Source organism: Pseudomonas sp. FeN3W, assembly GCA_030263805.2.
Classification (GTDB): domain Bacteria; phylum Pseudomonadota; class Gammaproteobacteria; order Pseudomonadales; family Pseudomonadaceae; genus Stutzerimonas; species Stutzerimonas stutzeri_G.
Genome location: CP136011.1, coordinates 580,030 through 595,091, shown reverse-complemented (window position 1 = coordinate 595,091; position 15,062 = coordinate 580,030). Strand labels below are relative to the sequence as shown.

At 51.6% G+C, this 15,062-nt stretch carries 30 protein-coding genes; 12 read left to right on the top strand and 18 right to left on the bottom strand.

What is annotated here, in order from left to right; translation table 11 throughout:
• Positions 1-24 precede the first annotated feature (24 nt).
• Entirely contained in the window at positions 25-1,341 is a 1,317-nt protein-coding gene (locus P5704_026655) for an HDOD domain-containing protein (GenBank protein WOF81481.1), read from the top strand.
• A 67-nt stretch (positions 1,342-1,408) separates the two neighbouring features.
• Here P5704_026655 and P5704_026650 read toward each other — a convergent pair whose 3' ends face one another.
• The gene (locus P5704_026650; GenBank protein ID WOF81480.1) at positions 1,409-1,855 is read right to left on the bottom strand and encodes a helix-turn-helix domain-containing protein; all 447 of its coding nucleotides are present in this window, start codon (positions 1,853-1,855) and stop codon (positions 1,409-1,411) included.
• Positions 1,856-2,394: 539 nt separating this feature from the next.
• On the opposite strand from P5704_026650, the gene P5704_026645 reads away from it, so the two are divergent.
• Both P5704_026645 and P5704_026640 read left to right on the top strand, forming a co-directional pair.
• Complete coding sequence (locus tag P5704_026645) at positions 2,395-2,661, top strand: hypothetical protein (protein ID WOF81479.1); 267 nt, start codon at positions 2,395-2,397, stop codon at positions 2,659-2,661.
• A gap of 9 nt (positions 2,662-2,670) precedes the next feature.
• Entirely contained in the window at positions 2,671-3,327 is a 657-nt protein-coding gene (locus P5704_026640; GenBank protein WOF81478.1) for a hypothetical protein, read from the top strand.
• A 124-nt stretch (positions 3,328-3,451) separates the two neighbouring features.
• Here P5704_026640 and P5704_026635 read toward each other — a convergent pair whose 3' ends face one another.
• The gene (locus tag P5704_026635; GenBank protein WOF81477.1) at positions 3,452-3,892 is read right to left on the bottom strand and encodes a hypothetical protein; all 441 of its coding nucleotides are present in this window, start codon (positions 3,890-3,892) and stop codon (positions 3,452-3,454) included.
• 118 nt (positions 3,893-4,010) lie between these two features.
• On the opposite strand from P5704_026635, the gene P5704_026630 reads away from it, so the two are divergent.
• The 3 genes from P5704_026630 (at position 4,011) to P5704_026620 (ending at position 5,060) form a co-directional block, all read left to right on the top strand.
• A complete protein-coding gene (locus P5704_026630) occupies positions 4,011-4,391 on the top strand; it encodes a hypothetical protein (protein WOF81476.1) in 381 nt (126 codons plus the stop codon).
• 154 nt (positions 4,392-4,545) lie between these two features.
• The gene (locus P5704_026625) at positions 4,546-4,755 is read left to right on the top strand and encodes a hypothetical protein (protein WOF81475.1); all 210 of its coding nucleotides are present in this window, start codon (positions 4,546-4,548) and stop codon (positions 4,753-4,755) included.
• Positions 4,756-4,769: 14 nt separating this feature from the next.
• The gene (locus tag P5704_026620; protein WOF81474.1) at positions 4,770-5,060 is read left to right on the top strand and encodes a hypothetical protein; all 291 of its coding nucleotides are present in this window, start codon (positions 4,770-4,772) and stop codon (positions 5,058-5,060) included.
• Positions 5,061-5,120: 60 nt separating this feature from the next.
• On the opposite strand, the gene P5704_026615 is transcribed toward P5704_026620, so the two are convergent.
• From P5704_026615 to P5704_026580, 8 genes are all read right to left on the bottom strand, one after another.
• Positions 5,121-5,477 (bottom strand): hypothetical protein, encoded by a 357-nt coding sequence (locus P5704_026615; GenBank protein ID WOF81473.1) that lies wholly within the window; start codon positions 5,475-5,477, stop codon positions 5,121-5,123.
• Between the two features lie 125 nt (positions 5,478-5,602).
• Positions 5,603-6,055, bottom strand: a complete 453-nt coding sequence (locus tag P5704_026610) for a hypothetical protein (GenBank protein ID WOF81472.1) — start codon at positions 6,053-6,055, stop codon at positions 5,603-5,605.
• Positions 6,056-6,093: 38 nt separating this feature from the next.
• A complete protein-coding gene (locus P5704_026605) occupies positions 6,094-6,594 on the bottom strand; it encodes a hypothetical protein (GenBank protein ID WOF81471.1) in 501 nt (166 codons plus the stop codon).
• 227 nt (positions 6,595-6,821) lie between these two features.
• A complete protein-coding gene (locus P5704_026600) occupies positions 6,822-7,337 on the bottom strand; it encodes a hypothetical protein (protein ID WOF81470.1) in 516 nt (171 codons plus the stop codon).
• Positions 7,338-7,553: 216 nt separating this feature from the next.
• A complete protein-coding gene (locus tag P5704_026595) occupies positions 7,554-7,721 on the bottom strand; it encodes a hypothetical protein (GenBank protein WOF81469.1) in 168 nt (55 codons plus the stop codon).
• Positions 7,722-7,727: 6 nt separating this feature from the next.
• A complete protein-coding gene (locus tag P5704_026590) occupies positions 7,728-8,180 on the bottom strand; it encodes a hypothetical protein (protein WOF81468.1) in 453 nt (150 codons plus the stop codon).
• 82 nt (positions 8,181-8,262) lie between these two features.
• Positions 8,263-8,532: a hypothetical protein gene (locus P5704_026585; protein WOF81467.1), complete on the bottom strand. Its 270-nt coding sequence runs from the start codon at positions 8,530-8,532 to the stop codon at positions 8,263-8,265.
• Entirely contained in the window at positions 8,525-8,938 is a 414-nt protein-coding gene (locus tag P5704_026580; protein ID WOF81466.1) for a hypothetical protein, read from the bottom strand. Before P5704_026580 ends, P5704_026585 begins: the two co-directional genes overlap by 8 nt.
• Positions 8,939-9,074: 136 nt before the next feature.
• Between P5704_026580 and P5704_026575 the strand changes: the two genes are divergently transcribed.
• From P5704_026575 to P5704_026550, 6 genes are read left to right on the top strand one after another with little or no spacing between them, the layout of a single operon-like run.
• Positions 9,075-9,575 carry a hypothetical protein gene (locus P5704_026575; GenBank protein WOF81465.1) on the top strand — a complete coding sequence of 167 codons (501 nt, stop codon included), beginning with the start codon at positions 9,075-9,077 and terminating at the stop codon, positions 9,573-9,575.
• A 17-nt stretch (positions 9,576-9,592) separates the two neighbouring features.
• Positions 9,593-9,835 carry a hypothetical protein gene (locus P5704_026570; protein ID WOF81464.1) on the top strand — a complete coding sequence of 81 codons (243 nt, stop codon included), beginning with the start codon at positions 9,593-9,595 and terminating at the stop codon, positions 9,833-9,835.
• Positions 9,836-9,858: 23 nt separating this feature from the next.
• Entirely contained in the window at positions 9,859-10,077 is a 219-nt protein-coding gene (locus P5704_026565; protein WOF81463.1) for a hypothetical protein, read from the top strand.
• A 10-nt stretch (positions 10,078-10,087) separates the two neighbouring features.
• Positions 10,088-10,282, top strand: a complete 195-nt coding sequence (locus tag P5704_026560) for a hypothetical protein (protein WOF81462.1) — start codon at positions 10,088-10,090, stop codon at positions 10,280-10,282.
• Between the two features lie 19 nt (positions 10,283-10,301).
• The gene (locus tag P5704_026555) at positions 10,302-10,550 is read left to right on the top strand and encodes a hypothetical protein (GenBank protein WOF81461.1); all 249 of its coding nucleotides are present in this window, start codon (positions 10,302-10,304) and stop codon (positions 10,548-10,550) included.
• 24 nt (positions 10,551-10,574) lie between these two features.
• Positions 10,575-11,030 carry a hypothetical protein gene (locus P5704_026550; protein WOF81460.1) on the top strand — a complete coding sequence of 152 codons (456 nt, stop codon included), beginning with the start codon at positions 10,575-10,577 and terminating at the stop codon, positions 11,028-11,030.
• Positions 11,031-11,167: 137 nt separating this feature from the next.
• Here the strand turns inward: P5704_026550 and P5704_026545 are convergent, their stop codons facing one another.
• The 8 genes from P5704_026545 to P5704_026510 all read right to left on the bottom strand — a co-directional run bounded on the left by P5704_026545 (position 11,168) and on the right by P5704_026510 (position 14,911).
• Positions 11,168-11,641, bottom strand: coding sequence for a hypothetical protein (locus P5704_026545; GenBank protein WOF81459.1), 474 nt, complete (start codon positions 11,639-11,641; stop codon positions 11,168-11,170).
• A gap of 3 nt (positions 11,642-11,644) precedes the next feature.
• Positions 11,645-12,097 carry a hypothetical protein gene (locus tag P5704_026540; protein ID WOF81458.1) on the bottom strand — a complete coding sequence of 151 codons (453 nt, stop codon included), beginning with the start codon at positions 12,095-12,097 and terminating at the stop codon, positions 11,645-11,647.
• A 47-nt stretch (positions 12,098-12,144) separates the two neighbouring features.
• Positions 12,145-12,600 (bottom strand): hypothetical protein, encoded by a 456-nt coding sequence (locus P5704_026535; GenBank protein WOF81457.1) that lies wholly within the window; start codon positions 12,598-12,600, stop codon positions 12,145-12,147.
• 203 nt (positions 12,601-12,803) lie between these two features.
• The gene (locus tag P5704_026530) at positions 12,804-13,025 is read right to left on the bottom strand and encodes a hypothetical protein (protein WOF81456.1); all 222 of its coding nucleotides are present in this window, start codon (positions 13,023-13,025) and stop codon (positions 12,804-12,806) included.
• 19 nt (positions 13,026-13,044) lie between these two features.
• Entirely contained in the window at positions 13,045-13,269 is a 225-nt protein-coding gene (locus P5704_026525; GenBank protein ID WOF81455.1) for a hypothetical protein, read from the bottom strand.
• 21 nt (positions 13,270-13,290) lie between these two features.
• Entirely contained in the window at positions 13,291-13,485 is a 195-nt protein-coding gene (locus P5704_026520) for a hypothetical protein (GenBank protein WOF81454.1), read from the bottom strand.
• Positions 13,486-13,536: 51 nt separating this feature from the next.
• The gene (locus P5704_026515) at positions 13,537-13,842 is read right to left on the bottom strand and encodes a hypothetical protein (protein ID WOF81453.1); all 306 of its coding nucleotides are present in this window, start codon (positions 13,840-13,842) and stop codon (positions 13,537-13,539) included.
• 79 nt (positions 13,843-13,921) lie between these two features.
• Complete coding sequence (locus P5704_026510; protein ID WOF81452.1) at positions 13,922-14,911, bottom strand: hypothetical protein; 990 nt, start codon at positions 14,909-14,911, stop codon at positions 13,922-13,924.
• Positions 14,912-15,062 lie beyond the last annotated feature (151 nt).

Below are 15,062 nucleotides of genomic sequence, written 5' to 3'. Positions count from 1 at the left end.
TCGCAACATATTTGGATGAGGCCCATGCAGACGTCTAGGCTTGACGCGCAACTCGATGCTCTCGGTGTTGACTATCAACTACTTGGCGAGGGCTTGCCGCGCGCACCTTTTGCCAAACCATCCTTTCCTGTACTGGCCAAGGTCGCTGGAACGATCAGCTTCTTCCTGATGGCCAAAGATTCCATTCTTACGCTCAGGAATGCTCCGCATGGAATCGGTAAACTTGAGACATTCAATGCCGAAGACCAGCGCAAGCTCTCGAAGAACCTTGGGCTTGAGAAAATGACCCTGCTGTGTGGCAAGGCACAGGTTTATTTCGATGCCAAGCTACTCAGCGAACCAAGACTTACACTGCCTGTCGGTGATAAAACCCGTTACCTCAGTGTATTGACCAAGGATCTGATCAGCATTCTGGGTGAAAAGCTTAAGGTTATTGAACTACCAGCGCTTGAAATCACGCCTGACGACTTGCTTGACGGATCTGATTTCAGTCGAGCTCGGGTTCGCCAGGCAATGAACAACATTTCATCGATTCCACCCTTCCCGGTGACTGCTAGAGGCATCATTGAGCTAAGCCAAAAGTCAGAATTCGATATTGATGAACTTGTCAGGATTGTCGACCGCGACTCCCCCATTGTCTCCAGTCTTCTGTCTTGGGCAAACGCAGTAGCCGTCAAGGGCGCCAGGGGTGAAGTCAGCTCGTTGACCGGCGCCATTCAGCGGCTAGGTACACGCGCCACCATGGACTATGCGCTCCAGGCATCCATGATGAAGTCGTTCAGGACTGAAAGGGCCCTGGCTCCACTGATTCAATTTGCTTGCTTCAACTCGCTTCATTCAGCTCATGGTGCCAAGGCTGTTTCGAGCCTGCACCAGACCGATGATGAGGCGACGCACGCAGCTTACCTCGCAGGCCTGATGTACAACCTTGGTGAGCTGCTGATGATCCAGTGCTTCCCGGAGAGGGCAAGAGAGTACTTGATCACGCAAGGCATCAACCCTCACCTGTCACGCGAGCTCTTGTCGCGCGAGATGTTCAAGGTAAGCTTTGCCAGCTCGACAGATCTGCTGATGGACGCCTGGGCCATGCCCTCCGCCATTTCGGCTGCGGCGCGCGACCTTGCAAGCTACAACGATGAAGGTCAAAACAAGGTTGCCGCAGACATCCGCCTCTGGCAGGTCAATATGCTGGACGCAGGCAGGATGCCCTATGCCCATGCCCCATTTGGGTGGGAGCATTTGTCGAGCTTCCCACTTGGTCAAGAAATCGCCAGGAAAAGCGAAGCCAAGATCCAGGAGTTTTTGAATTTCTCATCCAGCGTGGCCCAAAGTGCCCGTTAAGCGATAGCCGCATCATCCAGCAGGACGCGGCATTCTCACCATGGAACCACCTGAAAAGCGCCCAAGGTTAGACAGGAAAGGAGTCTTGATCTTCCTGCTGCGCGCAAAGAACTTGATTGACCGCCCCAACCGCATCGGAAATCCGCTGATGGGTAAGATTGCCCTCGTCACTGACCAGGTGCGCATATATCCCACGGAAGGCCTTGCCCGCCTTGCGCTCTGATGTGCCACCCTCATTCATCATGAAGCCGATAGCGAAATCCGTGCTGATGGGGGCCACACGAGATGTGTCATACGGATCGCGTGCGGCAAGCACGTAATCAAGCGAAAAACCCTGACGAATACAGGCATGAATAATCTCCTCGTAGGGGATTGTGCCGCGCTTCTTACGGTTACTGTACGACGACTGAGACATGCCAAGAAAGCGATGGATATCGGCATCCTTGCTGGTTTTGAGTAAGTGCCCAAGTCGGCTGACCACAGCCTCAAATTCGCTACCAGACTGATTGACCATAAGACACCAAGTGCATGGAGAAGACTGTGATTCTAACGAGCCACGCCATCGCAATCAACACAGAACGTGATCAATTGAGCATCTTCACCCTATGTATGAACATTTTACGTGGTATTTTGTTCGAAACCGCCCCAGGGTTTAAGTGAGAAGGGTCTAGCCCTGTAAGCACTGCCACATACGACATCCTCACATGTTGTGCGAAACCGACCGAAGAAATGATGGATGAGCGTCTTGGCCCTTTCCTCTTTTATGCTCTTTCCAGCCTCTCTCCCTTCGCTCCCCGGCACCCCACCAAACACATTGTTCAGCTTGCCCTCCCCGGCATTTCTAAAACGATTGCATGCTTTTTGAAGCGCTTCGATGATTCAATCATCCGATTGCCTTGCAACGGTTTAACCTTATCAATTGTTCCAATTGACTTATACTAGTTACTCTAGTATAGTAAGCATACATGCAAATCCAGAAGCAAAAGCAGGGTCGTTAAAAACAAAGCTCCCAAATCCAGTAAAGCAAAGCCAAAGCATCGAAGAGAGGCATCCATGAATACCGTTTACTTCTGCGCCGTAACCGAATACGAGAGCGGGTGGGGAAATCGCCCCGATGGATACCTTATCGCCGTGGACAGGCCCTCCATTGAGAAAAGGGCTGAAATGATCAACCGCCATACCGGGGCAGAGTTCTCCAGGACAGAAGAGATCCGCATCGGCATCGTTACAGACGAGTGCTATGCACGTGTCAAAAATGATCCAAGCGGCTGCATCTGGAACCTCAAAAACGACAGCAAAAACTGGCTGCTCGATAGCTGAGAACTTGCGATGATCACCCTCAAGTACCCATCATTTCCTCACCCACGCTGGTTTGTTCAGCGTGGTGAGCTTCACTCGGCCATCGTCCAGGACGATGGCACGGTTGCAGCATGGGATCGGCTTGACCATGTGATTGAAGGGGTGATGCCCAAGGCTGGCACGGAGCTGCTGATCTTCGCTGGCGACCATCATCTGATCGCCAAGACTCGCGAAGAACACGAGGCCGAACTTGCAGCCCTTGCTGCACACCGCAAGACCCGTGAGGCTGAGCAGTTTGCCAGAGATCAAGAGCAGCGCCGCCAACTTGAGAGGGAGGCGAACGCTGTGAATGCTTCACTCCACATCCCCGTGGCTTGGACATCAGGGTATAAGGCCGTCCTTAGCGGCCTGCAAGAGCATTCATTCAGCGAAGGGTTCAATAGCCGCACGGTCATGCACGTTCTACTGCTAGAAGATCTAAGAGATGGCCGCCTCGTAAGATCTGAAGGCTCTCTTCTGTGCACAGCTGCATCCGGCAGTGACGGTAAGCGCTGGGTGAATCCTACGGCGATCAGTATTGGTGCCGATGACTCCTATGTGCCCCAGGTAACCTGCAAGCAATGCCTGAAAGCCACAAAACGCTGGGCAAGTGCCAGACGCTGGGAGCACCCCACCAAGTGCCTTTGAAGCCTTTTTTGTTCTCAAAGCAAAGCTGGTTTGAGATCAAAATCAGCTCGCCCTACGGGCTCAAGATAGCCGCGCTTTCGCGCCGAACGGCATCCTGACGCAGGGGTGCAGACCGGACGTTTTTCTAGACCGATGAATGGCTGCCTAGCCAATGCTTGGCCACGGCATTGCGATATTCTCGAAGCATGCGCATGTAACTGATTTCATCAACCGGGTTGATCACAATATCGAGGAAGCTCCTCTGTGCACTGTGCGCATATCCCCATGGGTCTACCCAGCAGACCTCGAACTCCATCATCCCAAGGGCGTCGTCGGCCTGCTCGTGATAAAGGATGACGCCTTCTGGTCGGTAGCGAATGGTCGCACCATGCTTGTTCATCAGTTCAAGCTTGAGCTTGTCGCGGTATCCAAGCCTGATGGACTCTGCTGGAACTGACAACGCCCTGGCTTTGATCTCGGTGATCCTATGCAACCTAAAGCGCTGATGCGTTTTCCAGTCTGGCGCATATTCATCCGCCTCGAAGAGTTCTTCCCTGGTTGCTCGTTGCTTCAGTCTCGCTTCCATGTGTGCTGATCCTACCCAAGATGCGTTGATAATAACGAACAACGACCTGCCGTCAAGTTTCTCTTGCCAATTATTTGCAAGTGATTTAATTTGCTCTTATTGACATATGGAGCCGCAAATGAATATTAGGCCAACACTCCAGGATATAGATCCGAAAGTTGCCGCAAGCATTTTTGAAAATCGCTACCGCCCTCTTCTGATCGAGCACTTAAGGAACGTGTGCATCCTGGATGACAAGGGTGTAAATCGTGTCATTGCGCTGCTGCATGCAGGCTTTTCCAGCGGTCTCAAGGAGATTATTGCCAACTTCGACAGCAATCCAAATGACGCGCGGTTTTCAAAAATCCACGATGAGCAATCCATTGTCAGGCAGGAAATCAACGTTATTGCAAAAGGCATGGGTGATGCCGCAATGCTTCTGCTCGAATCCGTACTTATCTCCATGGCAACCCAGCTGGCCAGGCATGATGAGATAGCCTACCCAAGACCGAGACATTGAAGTCTGCTTGAGACATCCGGCGATGCCGAAGGGGCGATCCCCTCGGGCAGCTACCTCATCGCAACTTTTTAAATAATTTTCAAATAAGAAAATTTATATTGCCTAATCTATTATCCCTGGTATAATAGATAGCAATTAAAGCAGGAGGTTTAAAATGCCAAGCATTTTTCTTTGTCGGGCCAATGTAACCGTCACCGCGTACAGGTCGGACATTATGTCCACAACCGATGAAATCCGAATGGTTCAGGCTGAAACCGAGGAGGAAGCATCGGCCAAGTTTGAGGCTTTTTTCACTTCTCAAAGCACCGAATACTATGACACCTATTCGGTTGGGTATGTCAATGTTAGCGCGCTGATCGTCTGAACAGGAGCAAGGCAATGCAAACAGAACAGACTCTCTTCAGTATCGTGAATGGCAACGTCACCGTGCTTGACCCAGAAGGTGACATCTACGTCTTGACGGGACGAATTCCATTTGATGACGATGACACCCTCGTCATCGTGCAGGCTCGCGACTCCGAACAGGCCAAAGAGCACCTTGTCGCAGAACTCTATGACTCCTGCGCAGACGAGGAGGATGTTGCAAAAGAACGCGCCCGCAATAAGCGCCGGAGCGGTGCAGATTATTACGTCAACCACACAACATGCATTGCTCGCCGCCATCCCTGAGAGTGTGGCGGGACAATAAAAAAGCCGGAGATCATCCGGCTTTTTCATTCCCTTTCGAACCTACGCCTCTTGAGCTGAAGGTCTCTCATCGCATTTCAAAATCTGATCATCAAACTGCTCGCGCGAAAGCTCGTCGACACTGACGTCCCCCAAGTGATCGATAGTCACCCGAGCAAATGCGCCTGCTTTGGTTTTGCAGAGAAAAACGTGGAAAACGGTAACCGTAAAATCATCCGCATCCACAGTACGCCATTCCCGGCATACCTCAAGGTTGCGCCCTACCCAGCGCTTTCCATCACAAACCACATCCATTCGCTCAAAGCGGACATGGGCTTTTGCCTGATCGACCAGATCCACTACCTTGTTGCATAGATCATCGGCCTGAACAAGAACTGAAGCCAACTTCTTCAAGAACATAAAACACCTCGTTATTCGTTTAATTCGATGATATCGAAATGCACGAATCTGTCAATTTAAACCGTATAGTTTCTCATTCCCTATTATGGGAAGTGAAGCCCTTGCGCAGGGCTTGCAGTCACTATTTAGGCACTCATCAGTACCGCCATTAGCCGATAGTGCCCCGTGAGATCCAGGTGCTTGAGCCCTAGCTCCTGAGCCTCGAAAGGCTTGTCACGCTCGATTAGCCGCGCCATGTCTTCAATCAGGTGCCAAGCGACATCCTTATCTTGAATGCCCATCTTGAGGCAAAGCTCGTAACCGGCCTGCTTGCGCGTGGCTGGCACTGGGTGGCCAAGCGCATTGAAGCCGGTGGGAGATGTAGCTACATCAGGAATTTTTCTTTCCACGGCAGCCAACGGCTTGAGTGCGATTTCCTCAAGTTTTTCGATGGCTTTAACCATCGCGTCCGCGCCGGGCTTGTTGCGCGAGGGCCCGGAGACAATAGCCGCCTTGCTTGACGCAAAAGCGCCCAGAAGAATTTCGACTTCTGAATTATTCAGAGTATGCCCATTGATGATAATTTTTCGAGTCGTCATTTAGCTCACCTTGTTGGCAATGATCAGCGATACCGCCATTAAGCAGCGGCACCAAATTCTTTACCGTTGCTGATATGGTAACCACGCTTCATGCCCCATGCGATGGCCTCACCCGGCGTTGCGAAGTGTTTATTGCAGGCCTCCACATTAAGCGTCCAACGCACCTTGTCACCGACATCCCAGCCCTTGTACTGGTGAACGCTTGCCCGAGGCTTCATCGACTCAACAGCAGCGTCCCATGCCCTTCTGGCATGGAAGATGACGACCCTTGCGCTATCACCAAGGCGCTCGAACGCATGTACGCCACCGGCATATTCGAGCTCGAAATGCTGCTCAAAGGTTTCCGGCAATCCATTTGGCCCGACTTTGACACTTGGATCTTCGATTGCCGCGACTGCCCTGATCGACTTCCAGAGCGCCCAGCGATCCTCCTTTGCCGCCTCCAGGCTGCTGGCTTGCTCAGTCTGACCCCTGAGAATCAGCAACTCTACCGCCTCGTTGTGCCATAGCTCGAACAAAGCGCGCTCATGCTTATTCATCGCAGGCCTCACCAAGGTCACTGTAAAACGACATACCGTCTGACTTTGCTGCGCGCTCGATGCGAGTGGCGCAATCAAGGCAGTACCACGCCTGAGTGATCCGATTGTAATGATGAGCACTCTTCGGCGCCTGACAATGAGTGACATTGCAGGCCTCGCCCTTGACCCCCTTCAGGGATGTCGCAGGCTCTGAGAAGGCGCAGCTGATTGAATTTTTCATAACACCCTCAGAGACCGAAGTCCTTTTGGCCCAAGTAACCAAATACCTTGGCGAGGGCGACTTGCTGTTGGTGATCAAGCGCACCGGACGGCATGAATCCCCATGCCCCGGATCGATTGTCCCACATGCCCTCAAGCACCACGCAGAACTCGACCTGCGGATAAATGGCGCTTACCTGCTTGATTTGCCCTCGCAGGCGCTCACCCATCTCAGCACGAGTTACCAGCTCAATCCCCTCGAAATCTTCATTATCCTGATCACTCTCGATAACGGGATTCTCACTTTCGAAAATAATGCCCAGTACGCCATCCTTCACGGCGATGAAGCAGACACCCTCATCGATCAGTTCTTGGTTCGCCATTTGTTCGATCTTTAGCTCATCGGCATGCTCAAGCACATCGTCGTACAGATCAAAATCTCGCCCAGCCACAAAAGCAAGCATCCACGAAGATTGCGTGCCATCACAAAGAATCACGCGGCACGATGATTCTAGTTTTTTCAGAGCTTGAACCAAGGAAGACATAATCAGATCTCTTCGTTAAGTATCTGGAGTATACCAGCACATGCTTAATTTACAATAGTTGTGCTACAAAAAAACCCGGAAAACCGGGTTTAATTTTGAAATCATTACGGGCATTCAAGAAGGTGGCTGGCGCTAATCCCCAGCTACTGGCTACCGATTGGCCACCAAGCGATACGCGCTACCCTAGGGCCACGCACTCACCCTCTTCAATGCCCGCTACCCTACACGGGACTTGCTCTTGTCCATGCGCTTGCCCACGTAATCAAGCACACCACTCAATACCACTGTCACAAGGATAACCACCCCCAGCAGTTTGAGCAAAAACTGTGGCTCGTAATCCATCGAGCCACCAACCATCGCCACAAAATACATCAACAGCTCCATGTTTTATCACCCGTCATAACCACATTTTCCGGTAAGCCGATCTTTTTTCGGGCAACTTACCACCCGATCCTCGGTTTCTCCGGGCCTTGCATCATCGCTACCAATTTTTCCGCCGCAATCTGAACAGATGACATACACCTCACCCATTGCAATTCGATGCTTGGTTCGCTGAACGAACTCGGCACTGCTGATCGCGCTACGAATCTCGCTCGCCAACGCTCCAGGCACTTGCGGAGCATCCGGGTCGTGCCAGCCAATCTGTTTGCCGCTTGGCTTGTACAATACCAGCGAATTGGATTCTTCGTTCACCGACTCAAGATGCCACTGCTTGTCTTTAGCGCTTACCGCAAAGCCAATCAGCTCCTTTGCCGTTTTTGCCTTGACGACCATGCGATCATAGCCCGCCTCGCCAGTCACGGGATGATGGGTATCCCTGAATGCCTCAAATGCTACGCCCATAATGGCTCCCTCGATTTTTAATTATTGTGCCACATAAATTAAGGAATGTCAATACAGGTATAATCATTTGTTTGCAAAACCATCAGCGCCAGCGGTTTTTGCGATTTCTCTTGCGCTGCCCCTTGCCCATCTTGGGTGACAGGTCTGTTGAAATCTCCCTCACCCGTGAACATTCTGAGTGAGTGATCATGTATTGCCTGTGATCACCAGTAGCGCGGCAATCATGCTCTGCGACGACAACCCTTGCGCCAAAACTTTCTTTCAACCTCCCGACCATGGCCTTCGTGTGCAGATTGTCTGAATCGCCAATAATAAGAATTCTCACCGGATCATTTTCTTGCTTATCAGCCATAATTGACGAAATCCCAGTCAGCCTCTCGGGTGACGGCCATCACTTTCTCAGTGAACGCCTTCGCATCAACCGCCGCCATTTTGACGCCTTCCTTTTTAAGCCCCCACGACACCAGCTCAACCGTGTGTAGCGAGTGGTCAACTTCATCGTCGTATCCCTCGCCAAAGGGCTCAGGAGACAGTGCAGGTAGACCAAGCTGCCTTGGCAGAAAGCACTCGCCATCAAAGAGGACGGAATCCAGATGAGCAAACACCTCTGGCCTGATTACGCCCTGAATTTGAACATCATTCACATGCTTGTAATTAGCACCACAGGTATACATGTAGGTGACATGAGTAAAGGCTTTCGGATCTCGTCCGTACTCCAGATAGCCTTCTGCCTCAAGACTGATACTGATGCTCTCCATAATGCCTCCAGCGCTTGGTTTCTGGTCATTGTACCCATTCTTTTATTGTTGTGCTACATAAATTTCAGAAATACTTGACATTTGGTTGTGAACAGTTATAATTGACAGCACAAAGCGGCCACTGAAGCTCAATGTCATGACGCAGATTGCTCAAAAAATCTTCTTCAAACCTCTTTTTCTCTACCCAGTCAAGCCAATGAGTGAGACAGAGAGCAAGGTGCTGCTGAGCCTTCTGATGGCTACCAAAAATGGCGACATCGCCGAGCTTACCGATCAGGTCAAGGATGAACAGAGCTATCGCATGCTGTCACTACGCTGCGAATGGGCCGGCTTTGAAGTGGATCCAGCAGCAACTCTGCTCGCCTGTACACTGAGCACGACGCCTGCCGAGCTGGTCATGTATCTGCATGCCATGTATCATTCGCCATCCAGAAAAGAGGGTGAGCCGTTCACCCTTGAACAGCTTTGCGAAACCTTCCCCCTTGGATTTCCTGATGAACAGGCGAAACATCGGGCATGGGTCGATCAAAAAGTAAGAAAAGGCGATGGATCTACCTTTAACGGACTGGACTCCATCGAGATGTTCAAGGCGACCGAGAACAACCCCACCCTCTACATGAAAACAAGTTCTACATAACAAAGCTGTGAGGTTAGATGCTGTTTTCCACCAAAGGATTGCCGATTGAGCACCTGAGCGAATTCAGGTGCTCAAGGCGAGTTTTTCTGAAATGCCTGTTTTTGCTGGCGCTGGTAGCAGCATTTATCCCGATGGTTTCGGAGTTTGCTGACAGTCATGCATTTATTGAATTTTGGGTGCTAGGGGCACTTAATGCCGGCTGTATGCTGGTATGCCTTTACAATCTGATCAAGCTATCAACCCTGAAGCAAAAGCGCTAACACGCTCACACAGGATCATTTTCATGCCAACTACACTGAGTCACACCGGGCCTGATTTTGAAGAGATGACGATGGCTGATCTCTGCGCCTGGTACGTTGAAAATGTTGGCTATAATCCGGTTGTGGATGATCCTAAAACCGAGCTTGAAGAGCTGCGCGCACGCTGTCGCGAGCTCGCGGATCTCTATGATCGAGAGCAAGAGCTCGAAAGCCCTTGCAGCTACCAGCCGACTGGAGGCTGAAGGACGAACCATGAAGACTGAAAGCCCAGAGATCCAAGCACAGGCCAAAAAGGTCAACGCGGCATACGCCAAAACCAACGGCCTTAACCCCGAATACGAGCGAGAATTCGATATTCTCTCGGACATGCGTCGTGCGGCCATGGCGAAGGAATTTCGGGATTCGCGTGGATTACCTCCAGATGCTAAAACCCCATATTGCCCATAGGTATTGACAGGTATTTGTCATGACCCAGTTCTATTTCGTTTCATTCAAGGGGATGGATCGCACGACGATCACCGTGATCGACCTCGATCACTGCGTTTCCTACGAGCGAGACGAATTCTCGCCCGTCAATGATCAGAACTTTTCCGATCACCTTGATGCGATTGAGCATGCCAAAGCCTTGGCTTGTAAATACAACCTCAATTACGCCCCTTTTGTATCTCGATACAGATCGGAATTGAACGAAACCAATCTATTGACACTGGATTGAACCCATCTCAAGGGAGATATCGAAATGGAAGTATATGTACTATTTGGCCAGCGCAAGTGCCGCTACCCTGGTCAATATGCCCTTGAGGCGCTCAGCTGCATGGATGAAAACGGACAGTCGGATAACCCTGACTACCTCCAGAGCGAATTCAAAAAATATTCTGATTCTGGAGAATTTGACTGCCTTGCGATCATCCCCCTGTCGGCACCAGAGGCGGACATCAGAAGCGCTCTTTACCCAGAACACAAGCCCATCCCGGCAAAGGTCGGCGAACCATTGCAACTGGATGACACAGAGCCCCCGCGTAACAGCCGAGACATGATTCCAGAAGGCTACTCAGTGACCCGAGGTCATGACGGCAGCTGGCGCTGGGAAAGTATTCTTTCGCCAGAATCTCACTCGCACGCAGGGTTTACCTCAGAGGAAGAGGCTATTACCCATTGCCGTATGAGCAATTGCCTGCCGGATCCTGACTTCTAACCGCCCCTGACATCACCACACAACCCCTCTAGCCTGACGGCTTTAGGGGTTATTTTTTATACCAGACTACTCGATTTTGGTAACAAAAAAGGCAGACCATGATCTCTCACGTCTGCCTTTTGCGACCGAGCGAAAAGCTAGGACTGCACCACGGCATTGAGCTTGTTCAGCAGCGCCATGCACTTGTTCTGCATCTCTTGACTAACCGAGTCTCGGCACTCATGTTCGAGTGACTCATTGATCTTTGACAGATCGGCATCTGTAAGCTGCATGAATGGCATTTTCGATAGCCGCCCAAGATAGACGCCCATCATGCCCAGGTGAAGCAATGCTTCATCATAGCGACCCTTTTCGACGCAATCGTAGGCCATCTCTTGAATCGGGAGAATGCTGCGAAGCTGAAGGCCATGAGAAGCCAGCGCATTGGGTTCGTAGGCCTCTCCAGCTTGCCCACGATGGGCTTTAAGCCGCTGGGTTGCCTCCTTGATCACCGACTCCAGCAACGCCTCATAATCGCTCGATGCGGCCTCCTCCAGAGGCTTTACCGAATCCAGCACATCCATCACGCTTCGCATACTGCTCTTAACAACGTTACAGATCTCATCGCACATGCGTCACTCCTCAAAATAGTCCTTAATTGACTCTTCAACTTGGACAATAAAAGGCCCTTGCCAATTCCCGATCCAGCTGGGCGCCGTGTCACTTTCCCGCAGCACGTCACTCGAATCGCGGTTATCCTGAATCTGGAGCGCGGCCTCCTTGCCCATGGCAAGAACGATATGGGTGACATCGAATGTTGTTGGCCCCTCTGCATCGACATCGACAGCATGATCATTAACCCACGCCTGAGGCACAAATGTCGCCTTTACGCGACGCCCCTGACGGTAATCCCTTGCCCGCAGCTTAAGCACCTCAAGCATAAAGAGCTTCCCGCCAAGCTTGGTGTACAACTCTTCAACACCCGGCGTTACACGCTCACGAATCATCCCGCTCTGGCGCAATTGTTCGGGTAACGCCTTACGGCCCCGCGTTGATTTATCTGATGTCGCTCTGTCCACTTCAATCACCTTAAGCAGGCTCGTTCGCCCGACTGTTATCTCGCCACGCACGCGGCTTAAACGTAAACCAGCCCATCGTCGCCCACGTAGGCATCCTGTTGCTCGAATGCCTTTGTTGCCTTGGTAAGTGCCTCCCCAAGCTCACTCGGAAGATCCCCATCCCAAAAACCAGCTCCGTGACCATTTCGGGTCAGACAAAAATCATGGGCAACCATTTGAAGGCCGTAAACGGCTTCGGCTTTCTTGATGTTTTCAATATTGTCAAAAATAAATTGCTGACACTCTTCAGCAATCTCCATTTTCGCCGACTCACTTAGCTCATAAGCACTGAGGTCTTCGGAGTTTTCACCAGACGTAGACCACAAAAGTGTCTTGATGTAGTGATCAACAAAAAGCGGAAGAATGTCCATACCAGCCCCTGGATTCGTTTTATTTATTGTAGCACAACAATTATTTAATGCAACCACTATTTTAGTTGATGCATATGGATAGCCCAGGCGCCAGGCATTCACACTAGCCGCCTGAAGGCCGAAATGAGACGGAAGCTTCGCTCCTGGTGGTTTTGATCAGAGAATGCTGCGAAAGCCAACCGGGATCATGTCGACAGAGGGCAGGTATTACATTTCAAAGCCCGGAGGAAACGAAACGAGCGAGCCAATCTACGATTGAAGGGGCGATCCCCTAACGGCCAACCCTGAGGCTGACCGCCGCGCCATTACTCGGCATCCTTGCGCTTGAAGCCGATGTCATCAAGCATGCGCTCCACGCCTTCGCGTGTAAGCTCCTGACCATTGGGAATTGATCCCAGCAGCATGACGACAAAGCGTTCACCTTTCGGTGGCTTAAACATTGCGGTGACTACCCCCTCAGGCGTTTTGCCTTCCAGGGTAAATGTTTTCTGGAGTGAGACATCACCCTCATCAAGTTCAATACTCATCCCCACAGGCCCCAAAAGTTCATAGCACCTCCGATCTAAAATGCTCACCCTCGCCCTTGAAGTGCCTGGCGAAATAATTGGCAACCCAGAGCTTTTGCCCCAAATGCCCAACGCAAATACCGTCACCAAGATCTTCAAGCCCGGCAAAGTGCGTGCATTCAAGCTCCTGACACCCCGCCTGCTCACGCAACTTTCGGAACACGTTGCCGCCGAGCGTCTTTACCTCATCCTGCTTGAGTTCCATGCGTCCCCCACCTGATACACCCTAGATATTGAACTGTAGCAAGTGGCCGCATACCTCACCATCAGAATCGCGGCGCTTTACGACCACCACCTTCAGAATGCCGGCCTCAACCAGTTTCGCCCCTGCCTGCCACTCTCGCTTGTGACCGACCATCACCCAGTGCCCCTGATCCTTATCCAAAACGTTCTGGAGAATCTGTTTTTGAGTGACATTCATGAAGTAGCTCCTGAATAACCGAAACAAGGCCCTTAGGCCTTGTCTTAGAGTTTAGATCGCTCGATGGATCGGAAGAAAACTTGAGATATCCAGATTTCTTCCCCGTTTCGCCGTCCTGCCTTGCCGGCGCTGCTTGATCGCACGGGATGCAGCCTTTGCCGCGCGACGGCAGTCACCCTGGCGAATGTTCTGGATGCCGCGTGCCTGCGCAAGCGTTGCAGAGGTATGACCGGCGCCAGCCGCTGAAATCTGCGCCAGCAAGCCTGAAAGCTGAACCTCGGTCAACGGTTGAGCCTGAGCAACGCCTTGATCGAAGGCATTGGCCAAGAATTTTTTGAATTTTTGCACGAAAGACATATAAACCTCTTTTTGCTTTATTATATACAGAAGGTATTGACAAATAAAGAGACCGAGGGTTTCCCCTCGGCACATCCCCTTAGGCCACGTTTGCGTCTGTATCGCCCATGCTTGCATCGTTCGCCTGATCCAGTGGCAGCTGAGCATCCTCAGCCTTGGCCAGATCCTTCATCAGATCCTCCAGCAGCGCGCGGGTGCCCTCGGAAAGACCGGCGAAACCTGGGTCTTCCATGACCTGCTTGGCAGACTTGTAAAGCTCGCCAGCCTCTTTCTTCAACGCAGCCTCAAGACGCTTGCCAGGCATGAAGCGGTTGGTAATCTTTTCCTTGCCTTCAGCCTTGGCATTGGCCTCTGCCTGCTCAAGGATCGACACCGCATCACTTCCGTGCTTGAGCATCAGTTGAGCGGCCTGGGTCACGGACAGCTTTTCACTGATGATCAAGTCAGCAATCTTGCGAGGGGCGCCGGAGACGATCAGCAAGTGGTTCAGGTAGCTGGCCGACACGATGCCATCGAGTTTGGTCAGAATCTGCTGCTCGGTCTGACCGTAAACCTGCTTGAGACGCTTGACCAGCACTGCCATCTCATAAGGGCGGAACGGTTCGGCGTTATTGCCCTGCGCCAGCCCGTACACCAGATCGACTTCGGAGGTTTCGCGATCCTTGATTACTGCCGGAACACGGAACAGGTCGGCGCCATCGGGCTTCATCCAGGACATGAGCATGAGCACCGCATCACGGCGACGGCCACCCTCGACGACGTAAATCACATCTTCACCGCCCTCCTTGGCCACGATGCAAGCCAGAGGCTTATCGCGGTAGAAGCCGTTTTCCTTCATCGACAGCGCCAGCTTTTCAACCTTTTCCCAATAGGTTGCATCCTTGATTCGGGTGTTGAAGCCCTCTTTGATCTTGAGCTTGCGCGCATCGACCATGAACAGGTCGTTTGCAGTGCCGATCTTCTTCATGGCAGCCTTGCCAGCGCCAGCCACATAGTTGAGTTCCAGGGTGGTGGAAAGCCCGTATTGCTCGGCGACACCTACGTTGTCCATCAGGTCAGTCTGGCTCATTCGATCATCCTCGCGTTGGTTGTGGCCGCTATCTTGCGGCTATGGGTTCTAGTATACTCAGCATACCGTAACCCGTCAATACTTGTGGCACAACATTTTAAAATTAAATCGTGCCAATTGAAATTAAACGATAATCGCAAAAAGCCCGCAG

What these genes read in the sequence shown, in the direction of transcription:
- P5704_026655 (WOF81481.1), top strand. Translation starts at nt 25, where the DNA reads ATGCAGACGTCTAGGCTTGACGCGCAACTCGATGCTCTCGGTGTTGAC.
- P5704_026650 (WOF81480.1), bottom strand. Translation starts at nt 1,855, where the DNA reads ATGGTCAATCAGTCTGGTAGCGAATTTGAGGCTGTGGTCAGCCGACTT.
- P5704_026645 (WOF81479.1), top strand. Translation starts at nt 2,395, where the DNA reads ATGAATACCGTTTACTTCTGCGCCGTAACCGAATACGAGAGCGGGTGG.
- P5704_026640 (WOF81478.1), top strand. Translation starts at nt 2,671, where the DNA reads ATGATCACCCTCAAGTACCCATCATTTCCTCACCCACGCTGGTTTGTT.
- P5704_026635 (WOF81477.1), bottom strand. Translation starts at nt 3,892, where the DNA reads ATGGAAGCGAGACTGAAGCAACGAGCAACCAGGGAAGAACTCTTCGAG.
- P5704_026630 (WOF81476.1), top strand. Translation starts at nt 4,011, where the DNA reads ATGAATATTAGGCCAACACTCCAGGATATAGATCCGAAAGTTGCCGCA.
- P5704_026625 (WOF81475.1), top strand. Translation starts at nt 4,546, where the DNA reads ATGCCAAGCATTTTTCTTTGTCGGGCCAATGTAACCGTCACCGCGTAC.
- P5704_026620 (WOF81474.1), top strand. Translation starts at nt 4,770, where the DNA reads ATGCAAACAGAACAGACTCTCTTCAGTATCGTGAATGGCAACGTCACC.
- P5704_026615 (WOF81473.1), bottom strand. Translation starts at nt 5,477, where the DNA reads ATGTTCTTGAAGAAGTTGGCTTCAGTTCTTGTTCAGGCCGATGATCTA.
- P5704_026610 (WOF81472.1), bottom strand. Translation starts at nt 6,055, where the DNA reads ATGACGACTCGAAAAATTATCATCAATGGGCATACTCTGAATAATTCA.
- P5704_026605 (WOF81471.1), bottom strand. Translation starts at nt 6,594, where the DNA reads ATGAATAAGCATGAGCGCGCTTTGTTCGAGCTATGGCACAACGAGGCG.
- P5704_026600 (WOF81470.1), bottom strand. Translation starts at nt 7,337, where the DNA reads ATGTCTTCCTTGGTTCAAGCTCTGAAAAAACTAGAATCATCGTGCCGC.
- P5704_026595 (WOF81469.1), bottom strand. Translation starts at nt 7,721, where the DNA reads ATGGAGCTGTTGATGTATTTTGTGGCGATGGTTGGTGGCTCGATGGAT.
- P5704_026590 (WOF81468.1), bottom strand. Translation starts at nt 8,180, where the DNA reads ATGGGCGTAGCATTTGAGGCATTCAGGGATACCCATCATCCCGTGACT.
- P5704_026585 (WOF81467.1), bottom strand. Translation starts at nt 8,532, where the DNA reads ATGGCTGATAAGCAAGAAAATGATCCGGTGAGAATTCTTATTATTGGC.
- P5704_026580 (WOF81466.1), bottom strand. Translation starts at nt 8,938, where the DNA reads ATGGAGAGCATCAGTATCAGTCTTGAGGCAGAAGGCTATCTGGAGTAC.
- P5704_026575 (WOF81465.1), top strand. Translation starts at nt 9,075, where the DNA reads ATGACGCAGATTGCTCAAAAAATCTTCTTCAAACCTCTTTTTCTCTAC.
- P5704_026570 (WOF81464.1), top strand. Translation starts at nt 9,593, where the DNA reads ATGCTGTTTTCCACCAAAGGATTGCCGATTGAGCACCTGAGCGAATTC.
- P5704_026565 (WOF81463.1), top strand. Translation starts at nt 9,859, where the DNA reads ATGCCAACTACACTGAGTCACACCGGGCCTGATTTTGAAGAGATGACG.
- P5704_026560 (WOF81462.1), top strand. Translation starts at nt 10,088, where the DNA reads ATGAAGACTGAAAGCCCAGAGATCCAAGCACAGGCCAAAAAGGTCAAC.
- P5704_026555 (WOF81461.1), top strand. Translation starts at nt 10,302, where the DNA reads ATGACCCAGTTCTATTTCGTTTCATTCAAGGGGATGGATCGCACGACG.
- P5704_026550 (WOF81460.1), top strand. Translation starts at nt 10,575, where the DNA reads ATGGAAGTATATGTACTATTTGGCCAGCGCAAGTGCCGCTACCCTGGT.
- P5704_026545 (WOF81459.1), bottom strand. Translation starts at nt 11,641, where the DNA reads ATGTGCGATGAGATCTGTAACGTTGTTAAGAGCAGTATGCGAAGCGTG.
- P5704_026530 (WOF81456.1), bottom strand. Translation starts at nt 13,025, where the DNA reads ATGAGTATTGAACTTGATGAGGGTGATGTCTCACTCCAGAAAACATTT.
- P5704_026525 (WOF81455.1), bottom strand. Translation starts at nt 13,269, where the DNA reads ATGGAACTCAAGCAGGATGAGGTAAAGACGCTCGGCGGCAACGTGTTC.
- P5704_026520 (WOF81454.1), bottom strand. Translation starts at nt 13,485, where the DNA reads ATGAATGTCACTCAAAAACAGATTCTCCAGAACGTTTTGGATAAGGAT.
- P5704_026515 (WOF81453.1), bottom strand. Translation starts at nt 13,842, where the DNA reads ATGTCTTTCGTGCAAAAATTCAAAAAATTCTTGGCCAATGCCTTCGAT.
- P5704_026510 (WOF81452.1), bottom strand. Translation starts at nt 14,911, where the DNA reads ATGAGCCAGACTGACCTGATGGACAACGTAGGTGTCGCCGAGCAATAC.